The 12,497-nt window shown below is 69.7% G+C and carries 9 protein-coding genes; 5 read left to right on the plus strand and 4 right to left on the minus strand.

The window, feature by feature from the left end; all coding sequences use genetic code 11:
* Positions 1 to 46: 46 nt before the first annotated feature.
* On the minus strand, positions 47 to 1,138 hold the full coding sequence (locus OG766_RS10100) for an IS630 family transposase (RefSeq protein ID WP_328725084.1): 1,092 nt from the start codon (positions 1,136 to 1,138) through the stop codon (positions 47 to 49).
* A 494-nt stretch (positions 1,139 to 1,632) separates the two neighbouring features.
* Here OG766_RS10100 and OG766_RS10105 point away from each other — a divergent pair, with 494 nt between their 5' ends.
* A complete protein-coding gene (locus OG766_RS10105; protein ID WP_266378053.1) occupies positions 1,633 to 2,265 on the plus strand; it encodes a response regulator transcription factor in 633 nt (210 codons plus the stop codon).
* Between the two features lie 4 nt (positions 2,266 to 2,269).
* On the opposite strand, the gene OG766_RS10110 is transcribed toward OG766_RS10105, so the two are convergent.
* The 3 genes from OG766_RS10110 to OG766_RS10120 all read right to left on the minus strand — a co-directional run bounded on the left by OG766_RS10110 (position 2,270) and on the right by OG766_RS10120 (position 7,238).
* Entirely contained in the window at positions 2,270 to 3,712 is a 1,443-nt protein-coding gene (locus OG766_RS10110; RefSeq protein ID WP_266374553.1) for an MFS transporter, read from the minus strand.
* Positions 3,713 to 3,830: 118 nt separating this feature from the next.
* Positions 3,831 to 5,018, minus strand: a complete 1,188-nt coding sequence (locus OG766_RS10115) for a lipid-transfer protein (protein WP_266374552.1) — start codon at positions 5,016 to 5,018, stop codon at positions 3,831 to 3,833.
* Between the two features lie 15 nt (positions 5,019 to 5,033).
* Entirely contained in the window at positions 5,034 to 7,238 is a 2,205-nt protein-coding gene (locus OG766_RS10120) for an acyl-CoA dehydrogenase (RefSeq protein WP_328725085.1), read from the minus strand.
* A 201-nt stretch (positions 7,239 to 7,439) separates the two neighbouring features.
* Between OG766_RS10120 and OG766_RS10125 the strand changes: the two genes are divergently transcribed.
* The 4 genes from OG766_RS10125 to OG766_RS10140 are packed head-to-tail and all read left to right on the plus strand — an operon-like array spanning position 7,440 to position 12,384.
* Complete coding sequence (locus tag OG766_RS10125; protein ID WP_328725086.1) at positions 7,440 to 8,183, plus strand: TnsA-like heteromeric transposase endonuclease subunit; 744 nt, start codon at positions 7,440 to 7,442, stop codon at positions 8,181 to 8,183.
* The gene (locus OG766_RS10130) at positions 8,183 to 10,198 is read left to right on the plus strand and encodes a Mu transposase C-terminal domain-containing protein (RefSeq protein WP_328725087.1); all 2,016 of its coding nucleotides are present in this window, start codon (positions 8,183 to 8,185) and stop codon (positions 10,196 to 10,198) included. The genes OG766_RS10125 and OG766_RS10130 overlap by 1 nt, the downstream gene beginning before the upstream one ends.
* 3 nt (positions 10,199 to 10,201) lie before the next feature.
* On the plus strand, positions 10,202 to 11,284 hold the full coding sequence (locus OG766_RS10135; RefSeq protein ID WP_328725089.1) for a TniB family NTP-binding protein: 1,083 nt from the start codon (positions 10,202 to 10,204) through the stop codon (positions 11,282 to 11,284).
* Positions 11,284 to 12,384, plus strand: a complete 1,101-nt coding sequence (locus OG766_RS10140; RefSeq protein WP_328725090.1) for a TniQ family protein — start codon at positions 11,284 to 11,286, stop codon at positions 12,382 to 12,384. Before OG766_RS10135 ends, OG766_RS10140 begins: the two co-directional genes overlap by 1 nt.
* Positions 12,385 to 12,497: the final 113 nt, after the last annotated feature.

A 12,497-nucleotide genomic window follows, 5' to 3' on the forward strand; every position in this document is an offset into this window, starting at 1 on the left:
GCCGTACGGGGGCCGGCCGCTCCACGCGCCCGTTCTAGAACGCGTTCTAGTCTTCTGAGTCGGGAATTCTGTTCAGATATGAGGCAAGGCGTTCGAGGATCTCGTCGGCTGTCTTGGTCCAGACGTAGGGCTTCGGGTCGGTGTTCCAGGCTGCGATCCAGTTGCGGATGTCCTTCTCCAGGGCTTGGACGGATCTGTGGACGCCTCGCCGTATCTGCTTGTTGGTGAGTTCGGCGAACCATCGCTCGACGAGGTTGAGCCAGGATGAGCCCGTCGGTGTGAAGTGCAGGTGGAACCGGGGATGGGCCAGCAGCCACTTCTTGATGGCGGGTGTCTTGTGGGTGGCGTAGTTGTCGCAGATCAGGTGGACATCCAGGCCGGCGGGCACTTCCTTGTCGAGCTTGACCAGGAACTTCTTGAACTCCTCGGCGCGGTGTCGGCGGTGCAGCGAGCCGATGACTTTGCCGGTGGCGACCTCCAGGGCCGCGAACAGTGTGGTGGTCCCGGAGCGGACGTAGTCGTGGGTCGCCCGCTCGGGAACCCCGGGCATCATCGGCAGCACGGGCTGGGACCTGTCCAGGGCCTGGATCTGCGATTTCTCATCCACGCAGAACACCAACGCCCGCTCGGGCGGGTCCAGGTAAAGCCCCACGACGTCGTGGACCTTGTCGACGAAGTACGGATCGGTTGACAGTTTGAAGGTCTCCGACCGATGCGGCTGCAGTCCGAACGCCCGCCAGATCCGTGACACCGACGACTGCGACAGGCCCACCTCCTTCGCCATCGACCGAGTCGACCAGTGTGTTGCGTTCTTCGGCGTGGACTCCAGTGTTTTCGTGACCACCGCGGCGACCTGCTCGTCCGTCACCGTCCTGGGTCCGCCCGGACGCGGCATGTCACCCAGGCCGGCGATCCGGTACTGCACAAAGCGGGACCGCCAACGGCCCACCGCATGAGGCGTGGAACCCAGCCGGGCCGCCACATCCTTGTTCGAGGCACCCTCGGCACACGCCAGGATGATCCGACACCGCAAGGCCCACGCCTGCGGCGTGGAACGACGCCGCACCCACCCCTCGAGTGCAGCCCGCTCCTCATCCGACAGTCTCAACTCGGCCTTCGGCCGCCCCGTCCGCGCCATGAGGCAAGCCTACATATCTGAACAGAACTCCTGACTCAGCAGACTAGGGCCGGTCGGACCCTATGTATAACGCACCCCCCAGGACTTGTGAAGGCTCCTGACGCAACGTCAGATCGGTCGTGTCGGCCCGCCGGTACCGGCTCACCCAGGACATTTGCCATCGCCGGATCGGGACAGTCGCATCTGCCGCGCACCCGCGCCCGCGCCATGGCGTCGTGGCATGACGCGGACAGCAGCGGCCCACCCGGCAGCGGCCTCAAGGGCCTGGCCGAACGACTTGCGACGGCCGGCGGCCCCTGGTGGCGGGCGCGGCGCCGAGAGGCGGATTCCGGGTGACGGCGGAACTCCCTGCCGAGCTCCCGGCGGAAGCCCCCGAGGCCCGCGGCGGAGGTCGTCGCGGCGGAAGTCTCCCACCCCCCGGCCGAAGTTCCCGAGGCCCCGGCGAGGGACGGTTCGCCGGACAATTCCGGCCATACCCTTGGCCTGTGAACGAGATGCCCCGGGAGCACCGGCCCGCCAGGTCCGTCCGTGTCCTTCTCGCCGAGGACCAGGGCATGATGCGGGGCGCGCTCGCGCTGCTGCTCGGGATGGAGGAGGACATCGAGGTCGTCGCGCAGGTGGCCGCGGGCGACGAGATCGTCCGGTCGGCGCTCGTGGCACGGCCCGATGTGGCTCTGCTGGACATCGAACTGCCCGGCCTCAGCGGGCTGGACGCCGCCGCGGCGCTCCGTGAGGAGGTGCCCGACTGCCGGGTGCTGATCCTGACGACGTTCGCCAGGCCCGGGTATCTGCGGCGTGCGATGGAGGCCGGGGCCGCGGGATTCCTCGTCAAGGACGGGCCGGTGGAGGAGCTGGCGGAGGCGATCCGGGCCGTTCTCCGCGGGGAGACCGTCGTCGATCCGGTACTCGCGGCCGCGGCCCTGAGCGCGGGGCCGAGCCCGCTGACGCCGCGGGAGCGGGACGTGCTGAACGCGGCGGTGGACGGGGCGACGGTGGCGGACATCGCGGCGAAGGTGCACCTGTCGGAGTCGACGGTACGGAACTACCTCTCCGCGGCGATCGGCAAGACCGGCACCCGCAACCGCATGGAGGCGGTACGCGCGGCCCGCCGCCAGGGCTGGCTCTGAGGAGTCACTTCCGTACCCGGTCCCTCGGCAGCCACAGGACCATCAGCAGCGCCGCGGAGACCAGGATCCCCGTGCCCGTTCCGAACGCCAGCGCGTACCCGGCCGTCACCGCCTCCGGAGTCGTCGCACCGGCGGTGCGGGCCGCCGCGATCGTCGACAGGGCGGCGAGGCCGAGTGCGCCGCCCATCACGCGGGAGGTGTTGATCAGCCCGGACACGAGACCCGCGTCGCCCGGCGCGGCGCCGGAGGTGGCGAGGGCCGCGAGCGGCGTCCCCGCGAAACCGGCGCCCGCCATCATCACGATGCCGGGCAGCATGATCGCGGTCAGGTACGGGCCGTGCGCGTCCATCGTGGACTGCCAGCCGAAGCCGGCCGCGGACACCAGCACACCGAGCACGGCGACGTTGCGCGCGCCGATGACGGGCATCAGCCGTGGCGCGAGCTTGGAGCCGAGGATGACGGCGAGCGAGCTGGGCATCAGCGCGAGCCCGGCAGCGAGCGGGCTGTAGTCGAGGACGTTCTGGGCGTACAGCGTCATGAAGTACCACATGCAGAACATCGCGGCGCCGCAGCAGAACATCGCCGCGTTCGCCGCCGACACCGACCGCGTCCGGAACAGTTTCAGCGGCATCAGCGGTGTCCTCGCCCGTGCCTCGACCGCGACGAACACGCCGAGGAGCGCGAGCCCGGCGCCCAGGGGCACCAGGGTCGCGGGAGCGGTCCAGCCCTCCTGCTCGGTCTGCACGATCCCGTACGCGAGGGTCGCGAGGCCCGCCGTGACGAGCACCGCGCCCGGCAGGTCCAGCCGGCGCCGCTCCCCCGCGCGGCTCTCCGTGAGCCACCACACCCCCAGGGCGAGGACGAGCGCGCCGACCGGCACGTTGATCAGCAGTGTCCAGCGCCAGGAGAGGGCGTCGGTCAGCACGCCGCCGACGAGTCCGCCCGCCGCGCCGCCGCCCGCGCCGACCGCGGTCCAGGTGGCGATGGCCCGTGCCCGGGCCGGGCCTTCGGGCACGGCCGAGGTGAGGAGCGTCAGCGTCGACGGGGCGAGGACCGCGGCACCCAGGCCCTGCCCGGCGCGTGCGGCGAGCAGTTGCCAGCCCTCCTGGGCGAGCCCGCCCGCGAGCGACGCGGCGGTGAACAGCCCGAGCCCCACGAGGAACATCCGCTTGCGTCCGTACAGGTCCCCGGCCCGTCCGCCGAGCAGCATGAAGCCGGCGAAGGCGATCGAGTACGCGTTGACCACCCACTGCAGTCCCACCGCGCTCAGCCCCAGGTCGGCCCGCATCGACGGCAGCGCCGTGTTGACGACGGAGACGTCGAGGACGACGAGGAACTGCCCGGCGCAGGCGGCCAGGACGACGGCCCACATACGCGTGGGACGGCGGCCCGGCGCGGATATCCGGGGGTCTGCTGTGGGTGACGGGGCTTGGACCATGACCGTCATGGTCCCAGGCGCCCGACGGCCCGTACATCAGGATTTCGGCGTACGGATGCCGGGACCCCGGGTCCTAGGACTTCCGCACCACGGTCACTTCCCCACCACGGTCACGTCCGCAGCACGGTCACTTCCGCAGCACGGTCACCACCGCCGCCCCGCCCAGCCCGATGTTGTGCGCGAGGGCCGTCCGGGCGCCGGGCACCTGCCGGTCCCCCGCCTCGGCCCGGAGCTGCCAGGTCAGCTCGGCCGCCTGGGCCAGGCCGGTCGCGCCGAGCGGATGCCCCTTGGAGATCAGCCCGCCGGACGGATTGACCACCCACCGCCCGCCGTGCGTCGTCGCCCCGGACTCCACGAGCTCGCCGGACCCGCCGTCCCGGCACATGCCGAGCGCCTCGTACGTCAGCAGCTCGTTGACGGAGAAGCAGTCGTGCAGCTCGATGACGTCGATGTCCTCGATGCCGAGGCCGGACGCCTCGTACGCGTCCCTGGCCGCGGCCCGGGACATGGGCCGGCCGACGACGTCGATGCAGGAGCCGGAGGTGAAGGAGTCGGCGGTGTCGGTGGCCATGGCCTGTCCGGCGATCTCGACGGCCTTGTGGTGCAGGCCGTGTTCGACGGCGAACCGTTCGGAGACGACGAGCACCGCGGCGGCCCCGTCGGAGGTCGGTGAGCACTGGAGCCTGGTGAGCGGTTCGTGGATGGGCTTCGCGGCGAGGATCTCGTCCACCTCGTAGACGTCCTGGAACTGGGCGTTGGGGTTGCCCGCCGAGTGCCGGTGGTTCTTGGCGGCGACGGCGGCGAGCTGCCGGGCGGTGGTGCCGTGGCGTTCCATGTGCTCGCGGGCGGCGTTGCCGAAGATCTGGGCGGTGGGCGGGGTCATCTCGAAGCCGTGCCGGGCCGCCATGATCCCGTAGTGCCGCGCCACGGGTGACGTGCTGAAGTCTCCCCCGTCCGCTCCGCCGCCCAGCGCGCCCTTCTTCATCTTCTCGAAGCCGAGCGCCAGCACGCAGTCGCTGAGACCGCCCGCCACGAACTGCCGCGCCATCATCAGCGCCGTCGAGCCGGTCGCGCAGTTGTTGTTGACGTTGTAGACGGGGACTCCGGTGAGGCCGAGTTCGTACGCGGCGCGCTGGCCGGCCGTGGAGGCCTGGAAGCAGTGGCCGACGGCGACCTGCTGGACGCGCTCGTACGGGATGCCCGCGTCGGCGAGCGCCGCCGATCCCGCCTCCTTGGCCATGTCCCAGTACTGCCAGTCCCTCGACTCGGGCTTCTCGAACTTCGTCATCCCGACGCCGGCGATGTAGCTCTTCATGGTCTCGTGGCTCCTTCAGTCTCGCGGCAGGCCGAGGATGCGCTCGGCGACGACATTGAGCTGCACCTGTGTGGTGCCGCCGGCGATGGTCAGACAGCGCGACATCAGCAATCCGTGGACGGCCCGCTCGCCCGGCCCCTCCCGTACCGCGCCCGCCGGGCCGAGCAGTTCGAGCGTGAGCTCGGCGACCTTCTGCTGGTGCGGGGTCTGGACGAGTTTGCGTACGGACGCGCCCGCGCCCGGCTCGATGCCGTCGACCTGCATGAGGGTCGTCCGCAGCCCGATGCAGGCGAGGGCGTGCGCCTCGGCGGCGAGCGCGCCGATCCGGGCCCGGTAGCTGTCGTCGAGTTCGTCCGCCCGCCCGATCAGCTCCTCCAGACCGGTGTCGAAGCTCAACTGGTCGGCCATGTGGACGCGTTCGTTGCCGAGCGTGTTCCGTGCGACCCGCCAGCCGTCGTTCACCTCGCCGACGATCGCGTCCGCGGGCAGCAGTGCCCCGTCGAAGTACACCTCGTTGAACATCGACTCACCGGTGATCTCCTTCAGCGGCCGGACGTCGATGCCTTCGGTGGCCCTCATGTCGACGAGGAAGTAGCTCAGACCCTTGTGCTTGGGGGCCTCGGGGTCGGTTCTGGCGAGGAGGATGCCGTGGTCGGCACGGTGCGCCGCGCTCGTCCACACCTTCTGCCCGGTGATCCGCCAGCGGCCGTCCGCCGTGCGCTCGGCGCGGGTACGCAGGTTCGCGAGGTCGGAGCCTGCGCCGGGCTCGCTGAAGAGCTGGCACCAGAGGAGTTCGCCGCGCAGCGTCGGCAGCAGGAAGCGGTCCTGCTGCTCCCTCGTCCCGTACGCGAGGAGGGAGGGCACCACCCAGGTGGCGATGCCGAGTTCGCTCATCCCGACCCCGGCGGCGCGCAGTTCGTGCTGGACGGCGAGCTGCTGGAGCGGGCCCGCGCCGAGGCCGTACGGCGGCGGCAGGTGCGGGGCGGCGTGGCCGGTGGGGGCGAGGACGCGGCGCGCGGCGGCCGGGTCCAGGCCCCGGGCGGGGGCGATGGCTTCGCGGGCCTGCGCACGGTAGGGCCCGGCCTCCGGCGGGAGTTCCAGGCGGAGTTCGCGGCGCGCGCCCGCAGCCGCGAGCCCGACCGCGCGGAGCCGGTGGGCGTCGCCGGGGCCGAGGAGCTGCCGGGCGACGACCGCCCTGCGCAGATGGAGGTGGGCGTCGTGCTCCCAGGTGAAGCCGATGCCGCCGAGTATCTGGATGCAGTCCTTGGCGCAGCCGTACGCGGCGTCGAGCGCGGTCGCGGCCGCGAGGGCGGCGACCAGCGACGCGGCATCGGTATCGCTGTCGGCGTCCGTGTCGCTGTCGACGGCCCGGGCCGCGTCCCAGGTCAGAGCGCGGGCCTGTTCGAGCCGTACGAGCATGTCCGCGCACAGGTGCTTGATCGCCTGGAACCGCCCGATGGGCCGCCCGAACTGTTCCCGCACCTTGGCGTACGCGGTGGCGGTGCCCAGCGCCCAGCCGGCCGTGCCGCATGCCTCGGCCGCGAACAGCACGGCCGCGAGGTCCCGTACGAGCGCCGCAGGGGCGTCGAGGACCCGGTCCGCGGGGACGCCGACGGCCTGCGCGGTGACCTCGGCCGTGGGACGGGTCGGGTCGGCGCTCTCGTGCGTACGGATCGACAGCCCGGAGGCGTCCACGGCGAGCAAGGCCCGGCCCGCGCCGAGGACGAGCAGGTCCGCGTGCCCGGCGCCGAGGACGGGCGGCGCGGTCCCGTCGAGCCGGTGGCCGTCCGGCACGGGGGCGGCGGTGAGGCTGCCGGGCCCCAGCGCCACGGCCCCGATGCGCCGTCCGTCGGCGAGCCCGGCGGCCAGATCGCCTCGCCCGGCGCGCACCAGTACGGCGGAGGCGAGCACGGTGGGCAGATACGGACCCGGCAGCGCGGCCCGCCCGGTCTCCTCCAGGACGACGGCGAGGTCGAGAAGCGTCCCGCCCCCGCCGCCGTGCTCCTCGGGCAGGTGCACCCCGAGCAGCCCCTGCTCCACGGCGCCGTCCCAGTACCCGGGCCGTCCCCCGCTGCCGCACTCCGGCGCGTCGAGCAGCTTGCGCACGGTCTCCGGCGGGGCCGCTCGCGCGAGCCAGCCGCGTACGGAGTCCGCCAGAGCGCGCTGCTCCTGTGTGATGGCGATGCCGCCGCTGTCCGTACCGGTGCTTGCACTGCCCATGAACCGGCAGACTAGAACACGTTCCAATCTGACGGAAGGTCAGAAACCCGGTGGACCGGAAAGCCGGCGGCTCGGCGGACCGCTGTCTTGTCTCACTGAACCCTGCGAAGTCCGGGCATACATTGCGAGGGCTCTAGCGAAGTCCCGCGTGACCTTGCGAGCAGACCTGGCGTTAGGCCACCCGTGGAAGCTGGGCTACGTGTGCTGGCCGGTGGCGTACAGGGGCCGCCTTCTGGCGGATTCGAGGTCGGGTACGTCGAGCCGGACGGGTCGGAGTTCCGGCGGCCACTGGCCGATGTTTGGTCAGTGCGGTTCGAGGGCGTCGCGCCGGTACGCACGTTCAAGTCGTACAAAGGGCAGCGGCACCTGCCAGGGCTGTGGTGGTCGTCGACGGCGGGGGGCCACATCGGTTACGAGTCCTGGCTGGAACGCGATCACGTGATGCTGATGGACTTCGACCCGTCGGTGGTGGGGGTGTCGTCACAGCCGTTCTGGCTGTTCTGGACGTCAGGGAACGGCAAGGTCATCTCGCACGCGCCGGACTACTTCGCACGGCGGGATGACGGTTCCGCAGTGTTGCTCGACTGCCGCCCGGCGGAACGGCGCCGGCCCCGGGACTGGGAGAAGTTCGAGGCGACGAGGACCGCCTGCGATCAGGTGGGGTGGGAGTTCCGCCTGGTGGGGGCGCCGGACGAGATCCTGGTGAGGAATGTGAAGTGGCTGTCGGGCTACCGGCATCCGCGCCACCTGGTGGAGCCAATCGCATCTGGGTTGCGGGAGGTGTTCGCCGCACCACACCCGTTGATGGCTGGCGCCACGATGGCGGGGGATCCCATCGCCGTGCTGCCGGTGCTTTTCCACTTGTTGTGGCTCCACGAGCTGTTGGTGGATGTGCGGGTTCCGCTGCACGCCGCAGCGATGGTGTCATCGGGGCCGATGCAGTGATGGCGGGCGGGAGTGCTTCGGTGCTGCGCCCCGGCGACTGGGTCACCTACGCGGACGGCGACCACCAGGTAGTGGCCCTGGCTGGAACTTCGGTACGGCTGCGCTCTCAGGACGGGGCGGAGTCGGTGGTTCTGGCTTCGTATCTGATGGCCTCTCCCGGCTTCGCGGTCGCCGGAACAGAACCCCCGGCAGCTGTCGAGCCGTTCGGTCTGTTGGAGAGCCTTCCGAAGTCGGTGCTGGCGGCCGCGCGAGAGTGGGAACGTCACGTCGTCGAGGTCGAGACCGGGCTGCCGCCGACGACTGATCCAGGGTCGGGGCCACGGCAGGAGTATGACCCGGCACGGCGGACTCTGGCCGAGCGTGATGCGGCAAAGGCACACGAGCTGGGGGTCAGCGCCCGCACTGTCCAAAGCAGGCGGGCCCGCTATGCGCGTCAAGGACTGTGGGGGCTGGTCGATCAGCGCACGATCCGAGAGTGGGAGACCACGGGGCGAGCGGATGCACGACTGATCGATGCGATCTGCCAGGTGATGGACAGCGAAACAACTACCTCGACCGGAACCCGCTCGCGGCTGATCCGCCGAGTGATCAAAATGGTGGAGGATGCGCACGGACCGGGGACGGTCCCGCTGCCCAGCAGGAGCACGTTCTATCGGCTTGTCGACGCGCTTTCCACCGGTCGACACACCTTCGGCTCTGCCGTCACCCGCCGCCAGATGGCCAACCGGCCTGAAGGCCCGTTCACGCCGACGTTCGCGGACCGGCCCGGGGAACAGGTGCAGATCGACTCCACCCCGCTGGACGTGATGGTGGTGCTCGATTCCGGGTTGACTGCCCGCGCCGATCTGACGATTGCTGTCGATGTTGCAACCCGCACGATCTGCGCGGCCGTGCTGCGGCCGATGGGGACGAAGGCGGTGGACGCCTCGCTGCTGTTGGCCCGGATGCTGGTGCCGGAACCGATGCGCCCGGGCTGGTCGACGTCGCTTCGGATGACGGCTTCTCGGATACCGCACCTGCGCTTGCTGGATGTGGACGCGCGGATGGAACAGGCCGCCGCGAAACCGGTGATCGTGCCGGACACTGTCGTCATCGACGGCGGGAAGGTGTTCATCTCGGAGACCTTCATCCGGGCCTGCAATCGACTCGGAGTCTCAGTCCAAAGGGCACGTCCGCGCACCCCTACGGACAAGGCCATCGTGGAGGCGACTTTCTCCGCGATCAACACCTTGTTCTGCCAGCATGTCGCCGCCTACACCGGCCCCAACGTCTCCCGCCGTGGCGAGCGGGTGGAAGCACACGCGGCCTGGACGATTCCCGAACTCCAGGACTTGCTGGACGAGTGGCTTCTCGTCGGATGGCAGATGCGGCCGCATGACAGCCTCCGCGATCCCTACCGGCCCAAAATGGCGATGTCGCCGAACGACAAATACACGTCGCTGGTGGCCGCCAGCGGCTACCTGCCGCTGGTCTTGCGTGGTGAGGACTACCTCGAACTGTTGCCGGTGGCCTGGCGAGCGGTCAACGACTACGGAGTCCGGATCAACCACCGCACCTACGACTGTGCGGACCTGGGGCCGTGGCGGCGCCAGCAGTCCGGAATTGCTGCCAAGCGTGGTCTCTGGGAGGTGTACTACGACCCCTACGACCTGTCCCGAGTGTTCGTACGCACCCAGCACGGCTGGATCACCGTGCCCTGGATCCAGCTACCGCTGATCAACGCTCCGTTCGCGGACTTCACCTGGCAGCACGCACGCCGTCTGGCCGCCGAAGCCGGATTGGACGACACCAACGAAGACGCGGTCGCCCGCGTGCTGGACAAGCTGCTGAGCCGGGCCGAGCACGGCCCCGACAAACGCACGGTCCGCGTGCTCGACCGAACCCGAGCGGCAGTCGCCATCCCTGCACCTGCCGCCGAACCTGAATCCGACACGCCCTCACCAATCCAGCTGCCCGCCCCGGTGGCGCCCTTCGGTGTCTTCGACGCCCACGCTGAAGCCGAAAGGTGGCTCTGATACATGCCTTCCCCGCCCACGACTCCGGTCAAGGAAGAGACACAGCAGGGGCCGCCGCCGGACAGCCCACTGACCACCAAGGAGGGCTGGCGACGGTTCGTCGAACACGAACCGATCCCTCCCGTTCTCCTGTCGGCCGACGAGCGGGCAGCTCTGCCCGAGCGGCAACGGATGCGCGCGGACGACTCGCGGCGCGGCTATCACGCCGACCTCCCACTCGTGAACACCCCGACCATCCGCAAGGTCGTCGCTACCTCCCGCCTGTTGGTCCAGCTCAACCGCCAGCAGATCTCCGCCCGCCGCGGCGTCATCCTCAGCGGCGCTTCGGGCACCGGAAAGACCACCGCGCTGTCCCAGTTGGGGCGTGCCCATGAACTCGCCGTCCGCAAGCGTCATCCTCGCGACCGCAACCGGCTACCCGTCCTCTACGCAACGGTCCCGCCGGCTGCCACCCCGCGAATGCTCGCGGTGGAGTTCGCCCGGTTCTTCGGCCTGTCCTTCCCGGCACGGTCCAACATCACCGACGTCGTCGACGCGGTCTGCGCGACCGCTGCCCACGTCCACGTCGACCTGGTGCTGATCGACGAACTCCACAACCTCAACCTGGCCAGTCGGACCGGTGCCGAAGCTTCCGATCAACTCAAGTACTTCGCTGAGCGGCTGCCCGCCACGTTCATCTACGCAGGCATCGATGTCGAGGCCCAGGGACTGTTCGCGGGCACCCGCGGACGGCAGATCGCTGGCCGCTTCACCGTGATTCCAGCCTCCCCGTTCTCCTACGCCACCAATGAGGACCGGGACACCTGGACGGCGTTGGTCCAGACCCTGGAATCGATGCTCAGGCTGCATCACCATCGGCCTGGATCCCTCCCCAGCCTGAGCGGGTACCTCTTCCACCGCACCGGCGGAATGATCGGCAGCCTCTCCCAGCTCATCCGCGGCGCCGCCGTGCTGGCCATCGAGGACGGCAGCGAACGCATCACCGAAGACCTCCTGGACAGCGTTCCGATCGACTACGCCGCCGAACAGTCCGAAAAGCTCACAGCACCGACCAAGCGCACAGGTCGGCGAAGGCGCGCGGCCTGATGGCCGTCCGCCGCCTGCCTGACCCGATCCCGCCCGTCCGCCACGAGATCACAGGCTCCTACGTCGCCCGGCTTGCGCGGATCCACGGCATGGATTTCCCCACGCTCTGGGAGCAGATTTCGCAACCGATCAAGCCCCGAAGCAGCGTCCGCCGACTCGTCCCAGACCAGCTCGCGATGCTCACGGGACGATCCGTCCATCAGCTCGCCGGAGCCCTTCCCGAGCTTCGGACACCGGCACCCGACTGGCACACCTTCCGGCATGAACCACAACCCGCCTGCCACATCTGCACAGCACCCCACCCCGGCGGCCCTGTCCTTCAGCTGCTGCCACATCACCGCTACGTCTGCGTCCGTCACCAAATCTGGATCGGACCACCAGACGTCGACCACCTCACCACACCACTCACCGATCTACCCGAAGTCATCCATGCCCAACGACGTCACTTGCTCCTGTTCCAGCGGGCTGGCTGGGCCAACACCTACGACGCCGTCCTCACCGCGATCCTCATCTGCGCACAACTCTGGTCCAGCCCCTCTGAAGACCCCTCCGGCGCCTGGCATGAGTGGGTACGGCGCGCCAACATCCTCATTCCGCCAGGAACATCAGAGTCATCCTTTTCCACGGCCAGACTCTGTGCTGCCGTCTATCCCGAGGCCATCTCCCTCGCAGCATGTCTCGCCTCCCCGCACTGGCGCCTACAAGCCCGGGGATCTTTGGACGACCGCGCCCGTTTCGACACGGAAATCGCTCGGCTCCTGGCCCACCCTGCTTACCACCGGGACCGTCAGGACGACCCAATCAGCTACTGGGCCGACGTCAGTTCCCGCCGCCCGCCAGTTGCTCCCATCCGTCTCTTCACCGACAGGAAACCGACCCGCACCCCGCACCTCCACCGGCCGTCCCTGCACGCCGCCACACGCCGCACTCAGCAACGCCATGCCCGCGAGTTCGACTCCACCAACCGAGCTGGCGAGGCACTCGTCATGCACCGCCATGTCGCATCTGTTTACCGGCGCGCTTGGAATCCCATCCGGACTTGCTCCATCACCAACCAGCCCCACCCTCATTACAGCCGCTATCTCAACCGGTTCGAATGAACGCAGGCCACGGCTTCCCGCTCTCCGCGCGCCCCCGATGTCAGTCCCTTCTGGGGTTCAGCCGAGATACGCGTCAAGGGGGCAATGAGTAGATCTTGATGCGGCTTTACGCG

It is taken from the genome of Streptomyces sp. NBC_00259, assembly GCF_036181745.1.
Lineage (GTDB): Bacteria > Actinomycetota > Actinomycetes > Streptomycetales > Streptomycetaceae > Streptomyces > Streptomyces pratisoli.